Genomic DNA, 18302 nt, shown 5'->3' with positions numbered 1-18302 from the left:
GCTACCCCTTACTGCGCCTGCACACGCAGCTCTGCTGCGCTACGACTACGGTGACCCAACAGTGCTTTCACATCACTGGATTTTGGTTTTACCAGCGCGAATTTCGCTGAGAATGCTGGCCAGTTAGCGAGGATCTCTTCGCCGTGTGAAGAGCCGGTATGCTGCACGTGCTCGGTAATCAGACCGCGCAGGTGTTCCTCATGAATGGCCAGAGAATCAACGTCCAGCACTTCCACCAGTTCCGGGTTCACGCGCTTGCGGAACTCGCCGTCTTCATCCAGTACGTAGGCGAATCCGCCCGTCATACCCGCCCCGAAGTTGACGCCCGTTTTACCGAGAATACAGACGATGCCGCCGGTCATATACTCGCAGCCGTTGTCGCCGATACCTTCCACCACGGTGATAGCGCCGGAGTTACGCACCGCAAAGCGCTCGCCCGCACGGCCTGCTGCAAACAGACGACCGCCGGTGGCGCCGTACAGGCAGGTGTTACCGATGATGCTCGCCTCATGGCTACGGAAAGCCGAGCCAACCGGAGGACGCACTGCCAGCAGGCCGCCCGCCATGCCTTTACCGACATAGTCGTTGGCATCGCCGGTCAGATACAGCTCCACGCCGCCCGCGTTCCACACGCCAAAGCTCTGGCCCGCAGTACCGTTGAAGTGCGCTTTAATCGGGTCAGATGCCAGCCCCTGATCGCCGTGGGTCTGGGCAATATAGCCAGACAGCGACGCACCCACGGAACGGTCGGTGTTGCGGATATCGAACCAGAAGGTTTTGCTCTGGCGCTCGTCGACATACGGTTTTGCTTGTTGCAGGAGCTGTGCGTTCAGTACGCCGTTATCAAACGGCGGGTTGTTCTCGGTGCAGAACAACGCCTTACCAGGATGCGGCTCGGCGGTTTCCAGCAGACGCGACAGCTCCAGCTTCTGCTGTTTGGCGGTAAACCCTTCCAGCTCTTTGAGCAGGTCGGTACGACCAATCAGATCCACCAGACGTTTCACGCCCAGCTCGGCCATCAGCTCGCGCACTTCGCGGGCGATAAATTCAAAGTAGTTGGTCACTTTGAACGGCAGACCGTGATAGTGGTTCTTACGCAGTTTGTCGTCCTGAGTTGCCACGCCGGTTGCGCAGTTGTTCAGATGGCAAATACGCAGATATTTACAGCCCAGCGCGACCATCGGCCCGGTACCGAAACCGAAGCTTTCCGCGCCGAGAATCGCCGCTTTAATGATGTCCACGCCGGTTTTCAGACCGCCATCGACCTGCAGACGAATCTTGTGACGCAGGCCGTTAGCCACCAGCGCCTGCTGGGTTTCCACCAGACCCAGTTCCCACGGGCAGCCCGCATATTTCACCGAGGAGAGCGGGCTTGCGCCGGTGCCGCCGTCGTAGCCAGCGATGGTGATGAGGTCTGCATAGGCTTTTGCCACGCCGGTGGCGATGGTGCCGACGCCTGGTTCAGAAACCAGCTTCACCGAGATCATCGCTTTCGGGTTGACCTGTTTGAGGTCAAAAATCAGCTGCGCTAAGTCCTCGATAGAGTAGATATCGTGGTGCGGCGGCGGGGAGATCAGCGTCACGCCCGGCACTGAATAGCGCAGTTTAGCGATGTACGGGGTAACTTTATCACCCGGCAACTGACCGCCTTCGCCCGGTTTCGCGCCCTGAGCGACTTTAATCTGAATGACGTCGGCGTTGACCAGGTACGCCGGGGTTACGCCAAAGCGACCGGAAGCCACCTGCTTAATACGCGATACCTTGTTGGTGCCATAACGCGCAGGATCTTCGCCGCCTTCGCCAGAGTTAGAGTTACCACCGATGCTGTTCATCGCTTCCGCCAACGCCTCGTGTGCTTCCGGGCTTAATGCGCCGATAGACATGGCTGCGGTATCAAAGCGTTTAAATAATTCGCTCGCGGGTTCTACCTCGTCAATGCTCACGGCTTCATCGCCGGGCGTAATCGCCAGCAGATCGCGCAGCGTGGCCGCCGGACGCTCATTGACCAGCCTGGCATATTCCTGATAGTCGCTGTATTCGCCGCTTTGTACTGCCTGTTGCAGTGTGCGCACCACGTCCGGGTTGTAAGCGTGGTATTCGCCGCCGTGGACGTACTTCAGCAAACCGCCCTGGCTAATAGGTTTCCGCGCCAGCCAGGCATGTTTCGAGAGGTTTAGCAGATCCTGCTGGAAGTCGACAAACCCTGCGCCGCTGATGCGGCTGACTACGCCCTGGAAGCACAGCGCCACGACATCATCATGCAGACCAACGGCTTCAAACAGCTTCGAGCAGCGGTAAGAGGCGATGGTTGAGATGCCCATTTTGGACATGATTTTGTACAGACCTTTGTTGATGCCGTTACGGTAGTTCAGCATCACGGTCCGGTAATCTTTGGCAATCGCCTGAGTGTCGATCAGACGCCCCAGCGTTTCATACGCCAGATACGGATAAATGGCCGTCGCGCCAAAGCCGAGCAGTACCGCGAAGTGGTGCGGGTCACGGGCGCTCGCCGTTTCAACGATGATGTTGGCGTCGCAACGCAGGCTTTGTTCTACCAGACGCGTTTGCACTGCGCCCACGGCCATTGGTGCCGGAACCGGCAGACGGTTTTTTGCGATATTACGGTCAGAGAGCACCAGCAGTACCGTGCCGTTACGTACCATCTGTTCCGCCTTATCGCACAAGGCTTTGACGGTCTCTTCGAGCGTGGTTTCGGTCACGTCGAAGGTGATATCCAGACGGTCAGCGCGATAATGCTCCTCTTTCATGGTGGTGAGCTGGGTGAAATCGGAGTACAGCAGGATCGGCGATTTAAAGCTCAGACGGTGTGCCTGACCTTCCGCTTCGCAGAAGACATTCATCTCGCGACCGATGCTGGTGGCCAGCGACATAACGTGCGCTTCACGCAGCGGGTCGATAGGCGGGTTAGTCACCTGCGCGAACTGCTGGCGGAAGTAGTCATAAATGATGCGCGGCTGGCTGGACAGCACGGCAAACGGGGTATCGTCACCCATTGAGCCAACCGCTTCCTGACCATTTTCACCGAGTACGCGAATGACGGAATCCAGCTCTTCGGCGCTGTAGTTAAACTGTTTCTGGTAGCTGGCGAGGGTATCATCGTCCAGCTCGCGGCTGCCGACCTGATCGTCAGCCAGCTCTTCGAACGGCACCAGACGACGAACGTTTTTCTCCATCCACTCTTTGTAGGGGTGGCGGCTTTTCAGGTCATTGTCGGTTTCGGCAGAGTGCAGAATGCGCCCGCTGCGGGTGTCGATAACCATCAGCTCGCCAGGGCCGACGCGGCCTTTTTCCACCACTTCATCCGGCTGGTAATCCCAGATCCCGACCTCAGAGGCGCAGGTAATCAGCTTGTCTTTGGTGATGACGTAGCGCGCCGGGCGCAGGCCGTTACGATCGAGGTTACAGGCGGCAAAGCGACCGTCGGACATGACGATGCCCGCCGGGCCGTCCCACGGTTCCATGTGCATAGAGTTGAAGTCAAAGAACGCGCGCAGCTCCGGATCCATATCCGGGTTGTTCTGCCAGGCTGGCGGCACCAGTAAACGCATGGCGCGGATGATGTCCATCCCGCCCGCCAGCAGCAGCTCAAGCATGTTATCCATGGAGCTGGAGTCGGATCCGGTTTCGTTCACGAACGGCGCGGCGTCGTGCAGGTCAGGGATCAGCGGCGTCTGGAATTTATAGGTACGGGCGCGCGCCCACTGGCGGTTGCCGGTGATGGTGTTGATCTCGCCGTTGTGCGCCAGATAGCGGAACGGCTGCGCCAGCGGCCAGCGCGGCACGGTGTTGGTGGAAAAGCGTTGGTGGAACAGGCAGATGGCCGACTCCAGACGCAGGTCCGCGAGGTCCAGGTAAAAGCGCGGCAGATCCGCCGGCATACACAGACCTTTATAAATATTCACCAGATTCGACAGGCTACAGACGTAGAAGTCTTTATCTTGCAGAAGGCGTTTTTCAATACGACGACGGGCGATAAACAGACGTCGTTCCATATCACGCGGACGCCAACCCGCAGGGGCGTTAACGAAAATTTGCTCAATACGAGGCAGGGAGGATAGAGCGATTTCACCGAGAACACCTTCGTTGGTTGGCACGTCGCGCCAGCCGACAATTGACAGGGTCTCCTGCTGTAATTCTTCTTCAACTATGCGGCGAGAGGCAGCTGCCAGTTCAGCGTCTTTATTTAAAAAGATCATGCCGACGGCGTAGTTTTTGGCTAAACGCCAGCCGCGCTCTTGCGCCACGATGCGGAAAAAGCGATCCGGTTTTTGTAACAGCAGGCCGCAACCATCGCCGGTTTTTCCATCGGCAAGAATTGCGCCACGGTGCTGCATGCGGGCCAGTGCGTGTATGGCGGTACGCACTACCTTGTGGCTAGGTTCGCCTTCTATGTGGGCGATCAGGCCGAAACCACAGTTATCCCTCTCAAGGGATTTATCGTACAACATATGAGTGAACCTCCCCAGGCTCTGCGGGATTCCCATCTGAACCGTTGCGCACGGGCACACCAAGAGCATGGCGACGGGGTTTGCGTGTCATACGCTTACCTCGCATTCGCCCTCTTTATCCTTTTCGCACAGGTCAAACAAGTTTGAGGACTTGCTTCAGAGGGAATCTCAATTACTGCATAAATATGATGAGCAGGCTGCTCATCCAGAAAGCTTCCAGCGGATTTCCACGTTATCGGGAATCCACACACAGGTCAAATGGCAATCTTATTTATGCAAAAATGTGCTATAGGGTGATTAACTTTATGAAATTGCTGAAATAAAAGGATTTTTTACATCGGTTTAACGTAGGGGGAACGGTCAGGGAAGTGTGATCTGTCTCACTGTCAGAACGGCTGTATATCCCTCGTCCTGCCTTTGTTTATCGAGATGCCTGGCATTTTATGCTGGTTTTTAAAGTTTTGGCGTCTTAAAGATACTGTTTTTATGCAAAGAGTATAAGAAGATAAAAAAAACAGTCGAATATAAGGAAAAGTAATTACATTTTTAGTGAATGAAATTTCGATTATTTTGATTTGTTATGCAATAAGTAAAGGCTCGCCAGGGCGATTGATCCAGGTCATCGCCGACTGGGGCAAAAAATGGCAGGCTTTGGCCTCTTTTCAAGGCGCGGTCTACCAGATTATGCAGTTACAGAAATTAGTCAATATGTTTGGTGGGGATCTTTCTCGCCGTTATGGACAAAAGGTTCATAAACTCACGCTGCACGGCGGTTTTAGCTGTCCAAATCGCGATGGCACTATCGGGCGCGGCGGATGTACTTTCTGTAATGTCGCCTCGTTTGCCGATGAAGCGCAGCAGCACCATTCCATTGCCGAGCAGCTTGAACATCAGGCGCACCTGGTCAATCGCGCAAAACGCTATCTGGCCTATTTCCAGGCCTACACCAGCACCTTTGCTGAAGTACAGGTGCTGCGTTCGATGTATCAACAGGCGGTCAGCCAGGCCAGTATCGTTGGGTTATGCGTTGGGACGCGCCCCGACTGTGTGCCGGAAGCGGTGCTTGATCTGCTTTGTGAGTATAAAGACCTGGGCTATGAAGTGTGGCTGGAGCTCGGCCTGCAAACCGCGCATGACAAAACCCTACACCGAATTAACCGCGGCCATGATTTCGCCTGCTACCAAAACACCACACGGCTGGCGCGCACGCGCGGGCTGAAAGTGTGCTCGCATCTGATCGTCGGTCTGCCGGGAGAAGGGCAGGCAGAATGTCTGCAAACCATGGAACGTGTGGTGGAGACGGGCGTTGACGGTATTAAGCTGCATCCGCTGCATATTGTGAAAGGCAGTACGATGGCGAAAGCCTGGGAAGCCGGGCGGCTGAACGGGATTGAACTGGACGACTACACGATTACCGCAGGGGAGATGATCCGCCATACGCCGCCGGAGGTGATTTATCATCGTATTTCCGCGAGCGCGCGTCGCCCAACGCTGTTGGCGCCGCTATGGTGTGAAAATCGCTGGACGGGGATGGTCGAACTGGATAAGTACCTTAACGAGCACGGCGTGCAAGGCTCGGCACTGGGTACGCCATGGGTGCAGCCTGAGAACTAACTCTCCGTAGGCCGGATAAGGCAAAGCCGACATCCGGAAATCTGCGCCTGCTTGCCTGATGGCGCTTTGCTTATCAGGCCTACGATGGCCTCTCCGCGGTCATTTCACCGATAACCTCCGCATTTCTTGCACAATCTTCAGCGTCACGCTGAGAATTGAGTATTATTGTGCCAAGTTGTCGTGAAGGAACCCTCTATGAAGCAAATTCGTATGCTGGCGCAATATTATGTCGACCTGATGATGAAGTTAGGTCTGGTGCGCTTTTCGCTGCTATTAGCGCTGGCTTTGGTGGTGTTGGCAATTGTGGTGCAAATGGCTGTCACCATGGTGCTGCATGGCCAGGTAGAAAGCATTGATGTCATCCGCTCTATCTTTTTTGGTCTGTTAATTACCCCCTGGGCCGTCTATTTTTTGTCAGTGGTGGTGGAGCAACTGGAGGAGTCCCGGCAGCGTCTGTCACGACTGGTGCAAAAGCTGGAAGAGATGCGCGAGCGCGATCTCAAGCTCAATGTGCAGTTGAAAGACAATATTGCCCAGCTCAATCAGGAAATTGTTGAGCGTGAAAAAGCCGAAGCGGAGCGCCAGGAAACGTTTGAACAGCTGAAGGTCGAAATCAAAGAGCGCGAAGAGGCGCAGATTCAGCTTGAGCAACAGTCTTCATTTTTACGCTCTTTCCTTGATGCCTCGCCGGATCTGGTCTTTTATCGTAATGAAGATAAAGAATTTTCCGGCTGTAACCGCGCCATGGAGCTGCTGACCGGCAAGAGTGAAAAGCAACTGGTGAATTTAAAACCGGCTGACGTTTACTCCCCTGAGGCGGCGGAAAAAGTTATTGAGACCGACGAGAAGGTGTTTCGTCATAACGTCTCGCTCACTTATGAACAGTGGCTGGATTACCCGGATGGACGCAAAGCCTGCTTTGAAATTCGTAAAGTGCCTTACTACGACCGCGTCGGTAAACGACATGGTCTGATGGGCTTTGGTCGCGATATTACTGAACGTAAGCGTTATCAGGACGCGCTTGAACGCGCCAGCCGTGATAAGACCACGTTTATTTCCACCATCAGTCATGAGTTGCGTACCCCGCTGAACGGCATTGTTGGCTTAAGCCGGATCCTGCTGGATACGGATTTGACCGCCGAGCAGGAAAAATACCTGAAAACTATCCATGTCTCTGCCGTGACGTTGGGCAATATTTTTAACGATATTATCGATATGGATAAGATGGAGCGGCGTAAAGTCCAGCTTGATAACCAGCCGATCGATTTCACCAGCTTTATGGCGGATCTGGAAAACCTCTCTGGCCTGCAGGCACAGCAAAAAGGGCTGCGGTTTGTGCTTGAGCCAACGCTACCGTTGCCGCATAAAGTGATTACCGACGGCACGCGTTTGCGCCAGATTCTGTGGAATCTGATCAGCAACGCCGTGAAGTTCACCCAGCAGGGGCAGGTGACCGTGCGGGCGCGCTATGACCAGGGGAATATGCTGCATTTCGAGGTAGAAGATTCCGGGATCGGCATTCCGCAGGATGAGCAGGATAAAATCTTCGCCATGTATTATCAGGTGAAGGACAGTAACGGCGGCAAACCGGCAACGGGAACCGGGATTGGCCTGGCCGTATCAAAGCGTCTGGCGAAAAATATGGGTGGCGATATTACGGTCTCCAGCCAGGCTGGTAAAGGCTCTGTCTTTACGCTGACCGTGCATGCGCCGGCGGTAGCGGAAGAGATTGAAGACGCTTTTGAAGATGATGACATGCCGCTGCCCGCCCTGAATGTACTGCTGGTGGAAGACATTGAACTGAATGTCATTGTCGCGCGCTCAGTGCTGGAAAAACTGGGTAATAGCGTGGATGTCGCCATGACCGGGAAAGCCGCGCTGGAAATGTTCACGCCGGGTGAATATGACCTGGTATTACTGGATATTCAGCTACCGGATATGACCGGGCTGGATATCTCCCGCGAGTTGACGCAAAAATACGCGCGTGAAGATTTGCCGCCGCTGGTGGCCCTTACCGCCAACGTTCTGAAAGATAAAAAAGAGTATCTGGAGGCGGGAATGGACGACGTGCTGAGTAAGCCGCTGTCAGTCCCGGCTTTAACCGCCATGATCAAAAAATACTGGGATACCCGAAACAAAGAGGAGAGCACTGTGACATCTGAAGAGAGCAGTAAATCGCAAGCGCTGTTAGATATTCCTATGTTGGAACAATACCTCGAGCTGGTGGGTCCGAAGTTAATTACCGACGGGCTGGCGGTGTTTGAGAAAATGATGCCGGGATATTTGAGCGTGCTGGAATCCAATCTGACTGCACGTGATAAAAAAGGCGTGGTTGAGGAAGGTCATAAAATTAAAGGTGCGGCAGGTTCGGTGGGGCTGCGTCATCTGCAACAGTTAGGTCAGCAAATCCAGTCGCCAGATCTTCCAGCCTGGGAAGATAACGTTGCTGAATGGATTGAAGAGATGAAGCAGGAGTGGCAGCACGACGTGGCGGTACTAAAAGCCTGGGTGGCGAGCGTGGAAAAAAAATGACCCCGGCTTGACCGGGGTGCGCGAATACTGCGCCAACACCAGGGAAATCGTGGCTGCGCCGTAAATTATTGTCATTGTGTACAAAGGCGCAGCCCTATTTTTCAGGCCGCACGCAGTTAAGATAGCAAATCTTAAATAATTTGTTACATGAATCAGTTAAATGTGTGAAGCGTAGCATTTAAATCATAATAACTAATATGTTTCAGCCAGTTGAGAAAGGAGTATCACGATGAAAAAAGTGGGAGTCGTGCTCAGCGGATGCGGTGTGTATGACGGTGCAGAGATCCATGAAACCGTACTCACGCTGCTGGCCATTGCCCGCAACGGCGCGCAGGCCGTCTGCTTCGCACCGGATAAACAACAAGCTGATGTGATTAATCATCTGACCGGCGAACCGATGCCGGAAACACGTAATGTCCTGATTGAAGCCGCTCGCATCACTCGCGGCGAGATTCGCCCGCTTGCTCAGGCGGTCTCAACGGAACTGGATGCGTTGATCGTGCCGGGTGGTTTTGGCGCCGCCAAAAACCTGAGTAATTTTGCCAGCCAGGGCAGCGAATGCCGGATTGACAGCGATTTAGCCGCGCTGGCAGTTGCCATGCATCAGATGGGTAAGCCGCTGGGATTTATGTGCATTGCGCCCGCCATGTTACCCAAAATTTTTGATTTTCCGCTGCGTCTGACCATTGGCACTGATATCGATACGGCAGAGGTACTGGAAGAGATGGGCGCAGAACATGTGCCTTGTCCGGTTGACGACATTGTCGTTGATGAAGACAACAAAATCGTCACCACGCCCGCCTATATGCTGGCGCAGGATATCGCTCAGGCCGCGAGTGGCATCGATAAACTGGTCTCGCGTGTGCTGGTGCTGGCGGAATGAGAAAAGGCGTTACCGCTTTTCTGCGGCGCATCTTTCTACGGGCGGTGATCGTCCTCGCCGTATTCTGGGGCGGGGGCATCGCCCTTTTCAGCGTGATGCCGGTACCGTTCTCGGCGGTGATGGTCGAACGGCAACTGGGTGCATGGTTGTCTGGTGATTTCGGGTATGTGGCGCATTCGGACTGGGTGAGTATGGATGAGATCTCACCGTGGATGGGACTGGCGGTGATTGCCGCCGAGGACCAGAAGTTCCCTGACCATTGGGGATTCGATGTCTCTGCCATCGAGAAAGCGCTGGCGCATAATGAACGTAATGAAAACCGTATTCGTGGGGCGTCAACGTTATCGCAACAGACGGCAAAAAACCTCTTTCTGTGGGATGGGCGTAGCTGGGTGCGTAAGGGCCTTGAAGCCGGGTTAACGCTGGGGATGGAAACGGTCTGGAGTAAGAAACGTATTCTGACCGTCTATCTGAACGTTGCGGAGTTTGGCGATGGCGTCTTCGGTGTGGAGGCGGCAGCACAACGGTATTTTCATAAACCTGCCAGTCGCCTGAGTCTGTCTGAAGCGGCCTTGCTGGCGGCCGTGCTGCCTAACCCGATTCGCTTTAAGGCGAGTGCGCCGTCAGGTTATGTGCGCAGCCGTCAGGCGTGGATTATGCGGCAAATGCGCCAGTTAGGCGGTGAGTCGTTTATGCGGGAAAATAAGCTGTATTAGCAGAGTTATTGCCGGATGCGGCGTAAACGCCTTATCCGGCCTACTGGCTACGTTCTGTGCTCTCGATCAATCTTCATCGAACCCTGAATTAAACAGGGCGATCACCGCGGCCAGGGCTTCAACTTCCTGCGGACCTGTAGCTTCAACTTCTATCTGACGCCCCTTCGCAGAATCCAGCATCAGCAGCGCGATAACGCTGTTTGCCTCGGCTTCCGTTCCTTCATCATTACGCAGCAAAACTTCTGCTTCGAAACCCTGCATCAATTCAAAAAGTTTCATTGCTGGCCGGGCATGCATGCCCAGCTTATTGGTGATTTCAACGGTTTGCTTCACGGTCATGATTTACGTTTTTCCAGCGTACGATGGCGTGACTGCACGTTTTTACCGCGTGAGCGGAAGTAGTCTGCCAGCTGCTCTGCAATATACACCGAACGGTGTTTCCCGCCGGTACAGCCGATGGCTACGGTGAGGTAGCTGCGGTTGTTGGTCTCCAGCATGGGTAACCATAGCTCAAGATAGCTGCGGGTCTGGTAGATAAAATTGTGTACTTCTGTGTGCCTGTCGAGGAAGGCGGCGACGGGACGGTCAAGGCCAGTCATCGGGCGCAGCTTCGGATCCCAGTGTGGGTTGGGCAGGAAGCGCACGTCAAAGACGTAGTCCGCGTCAATCGGGATACCGTGTTTGAAACCAAAGGATTCGAATACCATCGTCAATTCGCGTTCGCGTTTGCCCAGCAGTCGGGTACGCAACATTTCCGCCAGTTCGTGCACGGACATTTCGGAGGTATCAACAATCAGGTCTGCGCGGGAACGCAGCGGCTCCAGCAAATCGCTTTCTTTATCGATAGCGCTTTCCAGCGATAAGTTTTTGCTGGAGAGGGGGTGCAAACGACGTGTGTCGCTGTAGCGGCGAATCAGTGTGTTACGGTCAGCATCAAGGAACAGCAGCTGCGGTGAGAAGCCTTCAGGCAGATTGTTCATTGCCTGCTCAAAAATTTCCGGGGATTCCGGCATGTTACGCACGTCAATGCTGACGGCCGCAGAAATCTGGCGATCGGCCAGTGTACGAGCCAGATCGGGCAACAGCACTACGGGAAGGTTATCCACGCAGTAAAAACCCATATCTTCCAGCGCACGCAGGGCGACGGATTTGCCTGACCCTGAACGACCGCTGACGATCATCAGTACCATGTACTGTTTCTCCTCACAACGACAAAAAAGGATGCCATTGGGTTGTTATGCTTCATCCTGTCCACCTTCGGTGTCGGTGATGATTTGATACAACTCCTGGTCACTCTGTGCGGCGCGCAGGCGGCGGCAGATGGTTTTATCAGCCAGACGTTTGGCGACCAGTGACAACGTATGCAAATGCGTCTTGGTTTGGTCTGCCGGAACCAGTAGAGCAAAAAGCAGATCGACGGGTTGATTATCAATGGCGTCGAAAGCAATAGGCGTTTCGAGTTGCACAAACACGCCAACCGCGCGCATCGTGTCTTCTTCCAGCTTGCCATGCGGGATGGCAATACCGTTACCGATGCCGGTACTGCCCATTTTTTCACGCGTCAGAATGGCTTCAAATACCACCTGAGAGGGCAGGCTGAGCTGTTTTGCCGCCAGTTCACTGATGATTTCCAGTGCGCGTTTCTTGCTTTGGCAGTGAACGGCCGCACGCGTACATTCCTGGTTAAGAACATTGCTCAGTTGTAGAGTCGTATCGTTATTTATCATAATTTCACCTAAGCGCTAACCGTACAAATGGCCCGTTGTGCTGCACAACAGGCCGTCCTGCACCCGCTAACTGCCCGGACAAGTTAGTGCTGTTTCAGTTTATCTTTATGTTTTGTTAACTGCCGAGCCAGTTTATCAATTAAACCGTCAATGGCGGCGTACATATCCTGACCTTCCGCGCTGGCATGAATTTCGCCACCGTTTACATGCAGTGTTGCATCCGAGATATGTGTAACCTTCTCCACTTTCAACACAATATAGACCTGATTAATCCGGTCGAAATATTGTTCAAGCTTGGCGAACTTGGTATTAACAAACTCGCGCAGAGCTTCCGTGATTTCGACGTTGTTTCCAGTGATGTTGAGCTGCATAGTGTCTTCCTTATCGGTTGGGTCATACCAGCTGTTTGCGCTGGTTAGACGGCGGAATGGATAAAGACTCTCGGTACTTCGCAACGGTGCGGCGTGCCACCATGATACCCTGATCCGACAGCATAGAGGTTAACTTGCTGTCACTCAGCGGTTTCGCGGGGTTCTCCGCAGCAATTAATTTCTTCACCAGTGCGCGGATAGCTGTGGATGAGGCTTCGCCCCCGCCTTCAGTGTTAACGTGACTGGAAAAGAAATACTTCAGTTCAAATATGCCGCGCGGACTGTGCAGATACTTTTGCGTGGTCACTCGGGAAATGGTCGATTCGTGCATCTCGACGGCCTGGGCGATATCCGCCAGCACCATCGGTTTCATAAATTCTTCGCCTTGCTCAAAGAAGGCTTGCTGCTGCTCAACGATACAGCGACTGACGCGCAGCAGCGTATCATTGCGGCTTTCCAGACTCTTAATCAGCCACTTTGCATCCTGCAAATTACTACGAATAAACTGGCTGTCAGCATCGTTGCGCGCGCTATTGCACATCGCGGCGTAGTGCTGGTTAATCTGCAGGCGTGGAATGCTGTCGCCGTTGAGTTCGACCACCCAGCGATCGTTATGCTTACGCACCAGCACATCCGGGATGACGTATTCCGGTTCGCCGGTCTGGATCGACTGTCCAGGGCGGGGGTCGAGCGACTGGATGAGGTTGACGGCTTCTTTCAGCACGTCTTCTTTCAGTCGGGTCACGCGCATCAGTGAGCGAAAATCATGGTTAGCTAGCAAATCGAGGTGATCGCTGATGATCAGGCGCGCTTCTTCCAGCCATGGCGTGGACTTATCAAATTGCGAAAGTTGGATCAGTAAGCAGTCACGCAGATCTTTGGCTGCCACGCCAACGGGATCAAAGCGCTGAACGCGTTTAAGCACGGCTTCGATTTCATCCATACCGACGTCGTCATCGCCCATGCTTTCGAGAATATCGTCCAGGGTCACGGTGAGATAACCGGTTTCGTCTACCGCATCAACAATCGATGTCGCAATGGCGCGATCGGTATCCGAGAACGGGGTCAGCTCCACTTGCCACATCAGGTAATCCTGCAGCGATTGCGTGGTCTCACCCTGATAAACAGGCAGCTCGTCGTCGATGTAATCTCCGCTGGTGCCTGAAGGCGTACCGGCGGTGTAGATTTCATCCCAACTGGCGTCAAGCGGCAATTCCTCTGGCATCTCTTTTTGTTCGAGCGCATCTGCGGTATTGAGGGATTCGCTGTCCTGTTTTTCCTGGGTATCAATTTCGTCGTGAAGATCGGTTTGCTCGAGCAGTGGGTTACTTTCCAGCGCTTGCTGAAGTTCTTGCTGAAGTTCCAGCGTGGACAACTGCAACAGACGGATCGCCTGTTGTAGCTGAGGCGTCATCGCCAGTTGTTGGCTAAGCCTGAGTTGCAAACCTTGCTTCATGTTCAGAGTTGTTTTCTCCTGCGGTGACGTGAAGTCTTCTACCCTATCAGAGTCTGAAGTCTTCCCCAAGGTATACGCGCTTAACGTGCTCATCCTGCAGTATTTCTGTCGGCGTGCCGTGGGCGATCAGGTGTCCCTGGCTCACGATATAGGCGCGCTCACACACTGCCAGCGTTTCGCGGACGTTATGGTCGGTAATCAACACCCCAAGCCCGCTGTCGCGCAGGTGTTCGATGATCCGTTTGATATCGATAACGGAAATCGGGTCAACACCGGCAAACGGTTCATCAAGCAGGATAAATTTCGGATTCGCGGCCAGCGCGCGGGCGATTTCCACACGGCGTCGTTCACCACCGGAGAGCGATTGGCCCATGCTGTCACGCAGATGTTCGATATGGAATTCTTCCATCAGCTCATTGGCGCGATCTTCCCGCTGCTCGCTGGTGAGATCGTCACGAATTTGCAGTACCGCCATCAGGTTATCAAACACGCTCAGGCGACGGAAAATCGACGCTTCCTGCGGCAGGTAGCCGATGCCGCGACGCGCGCGCGCATGCAGTGGCAGCAGACTGATATCTTCGTCATCAATGATAATGTTGCCCGCATCGCGCGGGACAATGCCGACCACCATGTAAAAGGTCGTTGTCTTACCCGCACCGTTAGGACCGAGCAGACCGACGATCTCCCCGGAGTTGACGGTCAGACTGACATCTTCCACCACACGGCGGCCCTTATAGGCCTTTGCAAGGTTCTTTGCAGTTAATGTTGCCATAACGAATCAGTTACCTTTTTTCTCTGCCGGAGCCTTGTTTTTGTCCTGCAACTGCGACGGAACCAGAACGGTGGTGACGCGTTTGCCTTTATCGCTGAAGGCTTGCATTTTCTGCTCTTTTACCAGATAGGTGATCTTATCGCCTGTGATGTTGCTATCAAGCTGTTCCAGGTAAGCCTTACCGGTGAGAACGACGAAGTCTTTCGCCAGTTCATAGTGCATGTGTGAGGCGCGGCCTTTCACTGGCTTACCGTTGTCCTGCATCTGGTAAAACGTGGCCGGATCACCGTAACCATCAATCACTTCTTTACCGTCTTCACCGCCCGGGCGGGTCACAACGACTTTATCGGCGTTAATTTTGATGGTGCCCTGGGTCACAATCACGTTGCCAGTAAACGTCACCACGTTGCCCTGCATATCCAGGGACTGCTGGTCCGACTCAATGTGAATCGGCTGCTCGGTATCACCGGTGACGGCAAATGCCGGAATGCTGGCGGCCAGAAGTGAGCTGGCAAGCACAAGATTAAGGCTGAGTTTGTTTGTTTTGGATTTCATATGAGGTTCTAACCTTTTCAATCAGCTCGGCGTTCTTGTTGCGTAAGTTGCCGCGCATCTTCAGTCCGCTGGAGTTAAATGTTGTGCCATATAACGTGACAAGATCATCAGAAGTGACGTCTTGAGTCACCAGGTTAACCTGTGCGTTATCGGTCGTAATTCTGCGTAGTTGAGAGTCAGGCACCAGGGCGTTAACTTCAACATGGCCGTACAGATACAGCATCCGATCGTTGGTCAATTTGGCTTTATCGGCCTTGATTGACCAGGTCGGTACTTTATCCTTATCAAACGTGGTTAATACCGGTTGAGTAAACCACGAAACCGCTTGTTCTGAATAATATTCAACGTGTTGGGCGATCAAGTGATAGCTCAGCGCGCCTTCCGGACTATACACGACGGTATCGGTATGTTCGCTTTTATAGGTTGGCTCGTTGTTATTGACGGCGACCTGAGTGGCGTCGTCTTTGTCAGCCAGATTAATACCAATCATCACAAGGACAGCCAGCGACAGTAGAATGATAACCCAACGTCTGGTTTTGCTCATATCGATTGCCCTTTGGCCTCGTCCAGTTTGCCCTGCGCCAGGAGTAATAAATCGCAGACTTCACGTACAGCGCCGCGTCCACCGTTGATACGGGTGACGTAGTCGGCACGTGGAATCAGCAATGGATGGGCATCCGCCACCGCTACGCTTAATCCCACTTTTGCCATCACTGGCCAGTCAATCAGGTCATCGCCAACATAGGCCACATTTTCCGGCGCGATCGCCAGTTTTCCAAGCAGATCGTCAAAGGCGATCAGTTTGTCTGACTGCCCCTGATACAGATGCGTGATCCCCAATGTGGCACAGCGATCTTCTACAAGTTTAGCCTTTCGTCCGGTAATAATAGCAACCTCAATACCGGAAGTGAGCGCACAGCGGATTCCGTAGCCATCGCGGACGTTAAAAGCCTTCAGCTCTTCACCGTTGTTGCCCATATAAATCAGACCATCAGACAGTACGCCATCCACATCCAGGATCAGCAAACGGATGTTCTCTGCCCGGGTGATAACGTCAGCGCTGACGGGTCCATAACAGGTCGCAAGCGACGCACCTGCTTTACTCATTTTCTTTATCCTTGAGTTTCTTACACTACACCTGCACGCAGCAGATCATGCATATGTAACACACCGAGTAACTGGTCGCCATCAGCAACCATTACCGAAGTGATATGGCGGGACTGCATTAAGTTCAGAGCATCAACGGCAAGAATGCCCGGACGCACGCGAATGCCTCCAGGGGTCATCACATCGGCAATGCCTAACTGGCGTACATCTACGCCCATATCAAAGACGCGACGTAAATCGCCATCTGTGAAAATACCGTCAATCTTCATTGCATCATCGCAAATGACGGTCATGCCGAGATTTTTACGTGTGATCTCAAGTAAGGCGTCACGCAGGCTGGCGCTTTTATTCACATGCGGGATTTCATCGCCCGTATGCATAATATCGTTAACTCGCAGCAAAAGCTTACGGCCCAGTGCGCCACCTGGATGCGATAACGCAAAATCTTCCGCGGTGAAGCCACGCGCTTTTAATAACGCCACGGCAAGAGCATCACCCATCACCAGCGTTGCAGTGGTGCTACTGGTCGGCGCCAGGCCTAATGGGCAAGCTTCCTTGGGCACTTTAACACACAGATGCACATCTGCCGCACGCGCCATGCTGCTTTCCGGACGGCCAGTCATGCAAATAAGCGGGACATGAAGACGTTTTAATACCGGGATTAACGCCGCTATCTCATTGGATTCACCGGAGTTTGAGATGGCAATAACCACATCCTGCGGCGAGACCATACCCAGATCGCCATGCGCGGCTTCGCCAGGATGTACGAAAAATGAGGGGGTGCCGGTGCTGGCAAATGTGGCCGCCATCTTCCGTCCGATATGTCCGGATTTCCCCATCCCCATCACCACCACTTTTCCCGGGCAACTGAATATTTTTTCACAAGCGAGGGTAAAGTTTTGATTAATGTACTGATCAAGCTCCGCCAGGCCTTCACGTTCAATTGCCAGGACTTCCTTGCCTGCTTGCTGAAAGTCAAAACCCGGTTGCAACTCTAAGTGCGACATAATGCGTTTCCAGTTATCCAACGAGAAGTGGCGATAACCAATACAGCATCGCCAGCCATATGATAAAACCGCCGGTCAGCAGCGCACCCGCGCCGCGACCAATCTGGCGCGGACGTCGCCAGCAGAGTAGTGCAAAAATTACGCTCACCAGCAGCATGACGCTATAGTCACGGATGAAGGCCATCGGGTTGACTTCACCCGGCGTAATCAGCGCCGGCAGTCCGAGGACGATAACAATATTAAAAATGTTCGCGCCGATGATGTTGCCAACGGCGATGTCGTTTTCGCCTTTACGCAGACCCGCAATGGCCGTTGCCAGCTCTGGCAGGCTGGTACCAATAGCGACTACCGTCAGCCCGATGGTGAGTTCGCTCATGGCGAAATAGTTCGCCAGTACAGTGGCATTGTCCACCACCATCCGTGTTGCCATTGGCATAATAATCAGCGCAATGCCCAGCCACAAAAACGCGACCGGTAATCCGCCTTCGCGCGGAAGCTCCGCTATCTGCTCCCGGGTCAGCGTGTCATTGCCTTGTCGCTCAGCCAGACGGGCGATTTTAACAATGAATAGCAGCCATAGCACGGCCAGAAGCAGGAGAAAGAAACCGTCACTACGACTCAACTGGCCGTCATACAGGACGGATGCGGCTAAAAGACTTACCAGCAACATTAGCGGTAATTCACGACGCAGAACATCAGAATGCACGGTAAAAGGATGAATCAGCGCCGACAGACCTAAAATAAGCAGAATGTTGGTAATGTTAGAGCCGATAGCGGTACCGACGGCCAGATCGAGTTGCCCATTTATTGATGCAGCCACAGAGACAATGATCTCGGGTAACGACGTCCCTACGCTGACGACGGTCATCCCAATAATAATGGGGGGGATACCGAAATTTCGACATAAAATGGATGCGGCAAATACCAGACGGTCGGCACCGTAGACCACCAGAAGTAAACCAATTATTAACAGCGCCGTCGCTAAAAGCATCTAAAGTCCTTTCTTCAGGTATACTCGCCGGTCCACTTGAAGGATCTTCTGGAAGCCGTAACGAAGTCTTAATTTTGACTTTATGCGGCTAAAAAGTAAAAC

General features: G+C 53.5%; 16 protein-coding genes. 4 read left to right on the top strand and 12 right to left on the bottom strand.

What is annotated here, in order from left to right; genetic code table 11:
• Positions 1-8: 8 nt before the first annotated feature.
• Positions 9-4469, bottom strand: coding sequence for a glutamate synthase large subunit (gltB, locus tag FDX11_RS24180; RefSeq protein WP_137349698.1), 4461 nt, complete (start codon positions 4467-4469; stop codon positions 9-11).
• 684 nt (positions 4470-5153) lie between these two features.
• On the opposite strand from gltB, the gene FDX11_RS24175 reads away from it, so the two are divergent.
• The 4 genes from FDX11_RS24175 (at position 5154) to mtgA (ending at position 10214) form a co-directional block, all read left to right on the top strand.
• A complete protein-coding gene (locus FDX11_RS24175; protein WP_137398649.1) occupies positions 5154-6083 on the top strand; it encodes a TIGR01212 family radical SAM protein in 930 nt (309 codons plus the stop codon).
• A 195-nt stretch (positions 6084-6278) separates the two neighbouring features.
• Positions 6279-8615 carry an aerobic respiration two-component sensor histidine kinase ArcB gene (arcB, locus tag FDX11_RS24170; protein WP_061382525.1) on the top strand — a complete coding sequence of 779 codons (2337 nt, stop codon included), beginning with the start codon at positions 6279-6281 and terminating at the stop codon, positions 8613-8615.
• 229 nt (positions 8616-8844) lie between these two features.
• Positions 8845-9498: an isoprenoid biosynthesis glyoxalase ElbB gene (gene elbB, locus FDX11_RS24165; protein ID WP_061382524.1), complete on the top strand. Its 654-nt coding sequence runs from the start codon at positions 8845-8847 to the stop codon at positions 9496-9498.
• Positions 9495-10214 (top strand): monofunctional biosynthetic peptidoglycan transglycosylase, encoded by a 720-nt coding sequence (mtgA, locus tag FDX11_RS24160; protein ID WP_042311299.1) that lies wholly within the window; start codon positions 9495-9497, stop codon positions 10212-10214. The genes elbB and mtgA overlap by 4 nt, the downstream gene beginning before the upstream one ends.
• Before the next feature lie 66 nt (positions 10215-10280).
• Here the strand turns inward: mtgA and npr are convergent, their stop codons facing one another.
• The 11 genes from npr to FDX11_RS24105 all read right to left on the bottom strand — a co-directional run bounded on the left by npr (position 10281) and on the right by FDX11_RS24105 (position 18200).
• Positions 10281-10553: a PTS phosphocarrier protein NPr gene (npr, locus tag FDX11_RS24155; RefSeq protein ID WP_003828770.1), complete on the bottom strand. Its 273-nt coding sequence runs from the start codon at positions 10551-10553 to the stop codon at positions 10281-10283.
• Positions 10550-11404 (bottom strand): RNase adapter RapZ, encoded by an 855-nt coding sequence (gene rapZ / locus FDX11_RS24150; RefSeq protein ID WP_003025085.1) that lies wholly within the window; start codon positions 11402-11404, stop codon positions 10550-10552. Before rapZ ends, npr begins: the two co-directional genes overlap by 4 nt.
• 45 nt (positions 11405-11449) lie before the next feature.
• Positions 11450-11941, bottom strand: coding sequence for a PTS IIA-like nitrogen regulatory protein PtsN (ptsN, locus tag FDX11_RS24145; RefSeq protein ID WP_042311297.1), 492 nt, complete (start codon positions 11939-11941; stop codon positions 11450-11452).
• 83 nt (positions 11942-12024) lie between these two features.
• On the bottom strand, positions 12025-12312 hold the full coding sequence (hpf, locus tag FDX11_RS24140; RefSeq protein ID WP_038634275.1) for a ribosome hibernation promoting factor: 288 nt from the start codon (positions 12310-12312) through the stop codon (positions 12025-12027).
• A gap of 22 nt (positions 12313-12334) precedes the next feature.
• Complete coding sequence (rpoN, locus tag FDX11_RS24135) at positions 12335-13768, bottom strand: RNA polymerase factor sigma-54 (RefSeq protein WP_137398642.1); 1434 nt, start codon at positions 13766-13768, stop codon at positions 12335-12337.
• A 46-nt stretch (positions 13769-13814) separates the two neighbouring features.
• Complete coding sequence (gene lptB, locus FDX11_RS24130; protein WP_003025073.1) at positions 13815-14540, bottom strand: LPS export ABC transporter ATP-binding protein; 726 nt, start codon at positions 14538-14540, stop codon at positions 13815-13817.
• 6 nt (positions 14541-14546) lie between these two features.
• Positions 14547-15095 carry a lipopolysaccharide ABC transporter substrate-binding protein LptA gene (gene lptA, locus FDX11_RS24125; protein ID WP_042311295.1) on the bottom strand — a complete coding sequence of 183 codons (549 nt, stop codon included), beginning with the start codon at positions 15093-15095 and terminating at the stop codon, positions 14547-14549.
• A complete protein-coding gene (gene lptC / locus FDX11_RS24120) occupies positions 15064-15639 on the bottom strand; it encodes an LPS export ABC transporter periplasmic protein LptC (RefSeq protein WP_042311293.1) in 576 nt (191 codons plus the stop codon). The genes lptA and lptC overlap by 32 nt, the downstream gene beginning before the upstream one ends.
• Positions 15636-16202: a 3-deoxy-manno-octulosonate-8-phosphatase KdsC gene (gene kdsC, locus FDX11_RS24115; protein WP_042311291.1), complete on the bottom strand. Its 567-nt coding sequence runs from the start codon at positions 16200-16202 to the stop codon at positions 15636-15638. Before kdsC ends, lptC begins: the two co-directional genes overlap by 4 nt.
• Positions 16203-16222: 20 nt before the next feature.
• Positions 16223-17209 (bottom strand): arabinose-5-phosphate isomerase KdsD, encoded by a 987-nt coding sequence (kdsD, locus tag FDX11_RS24110; RefSeq protein WP_038634261.1) that lies wholly within the window; start codon positions 17207-17209, stop codon positions 16223-16225.
• Between the two features lie 13 nt (positions 17210-17222).
• Positions 17223-18200 carry a calcium/sodium antiporter gene (locus FDX11_RS24105; protein WP_042311289.1) on the bottom strand — a complete coding sequence of 326 codons (978 nt, stop codon included), beginning with the start codon at positions 18198-18200 and terminating at the stop codon, positions 17223-17225.
• Between the last annotated feature and the right edge of the window lie 102 nt (positions 18201-18302).

The sequence above is a fragment of the Citrobacter sp. wls714 genome (assembly GCF_005281025.1).
Lineage (GTDB): Bacteria > Pseudomonadota > Gammaproteobacteria > Enterobacterales > Enterobacteriaceae > Citrobacter > Citrobacter werkmanii.
The sequence above is the reverse complement of the archived record's forward strand: the minus strand, read 5'-3'. Positions and strand labels throughout refer to the sequence as shown.

Coding starts and splice junctions, on each gene's coding strand:
- rapZ (WP_003025085.1), bottom strand. CDS start 11,404: ATGGTACTGATGATCGTCAGCGGTCGTTCAGGGTCAGGCAAATCCGTC.
- gltB (WP_137349698.1), bottom strand. CDS start 4,469: ATGTTGTACGATAAATCCCTTGAGAGGGATAACTGTGGTTTCGGCCTG.
- ptsN (WP_042311297.1), bottom strand. CDS start 11,941: ATGATAAATAACGATACGACTCTACAACTGAGCAATGTTCTTAACCAG.
- hpf (WP_038634275.1), bottom strand. CDS start 12,312: ATGCAGCTCAACATCACTGGAAACAACGTCGAAATCACGGAAGCTCTG.
- FDX11_RS24175 (WP_137398649.1), top strand. CDS start 5,154: ATGCAGTTACAGAAATTAGTCAATATGTTTGGTGGGGATCTTTCTCGC.
- lptA (WP_042311295.1), bottom strand. CDS start 15,095: ATGAAATCCAAAACAAACAAACTCAGCCTTAATCTTGTGCTTGCCAGC.
- kdsD (WP_038634261.1), bottom strand. CDS start 17,209: ATGTCGCACTTAGAGTTGCAACCGGGTTTTGACTTTCAGCAAGCAGGC.
- FDX11_RS24105 (WP_042311289.1), bottom strand. CDS start 18,200: ATGCTTTTAGCGACGGCGCTGTTAATAATTGGTTTACTTCTGGTGGTC.
- rpoN (WP_137398642.1), bottom strand. CDS start 13,768: ATGAAGCAAGGTTTGCAACTCAGGCTTAGCCAACAACTGGCGATGACG.
- lptB (WP_003025073.1), bottom strand. CDS start 14,540: ATGGCAACATTAACTGCAAAGAACCTTGCAAAGGCCTATAAGGGCCGC.
- kdsC (WP_042311291.1), bottom strand. CDS start 16,202: ATGAGTAAAGCAGGTGCGTCGCTTGCGACCTGTTATGGACCCGTCAGC.
- npr (WP_003828770.1), bottom strand. CDS start 10,553: ATGACCGTGAAGCAAACCGTTGAAATCACCAATAAGCTGGGCATGCAT.
- mtgA (WP_042311299.1), top strand. CDS start 9,495: ATGAGAAAAGGCGTTACCGCTTTTCTGCGGCGCATCTTTCTACGGGCG.
- elbB (WP_061382524.1), top strand. CDS start 8,845: ATGAAAAAAGTGGGAGTCGTGCTCAGCGGATGCGGTGTGTATGACGGT.
- arcB (WP_061382525.1), top strand. CDS start 6,279: ATGAAGCAAATTCGTATGCTGGCGCAATATTATGTCGACCTGATGATG.
- lptC (WP_042311293.1), bottom strand. CDS start 15,639: ATGAGCAAAACCAGACGTTGGGTTATCATTCTACTGTCGCTGGCTGTC.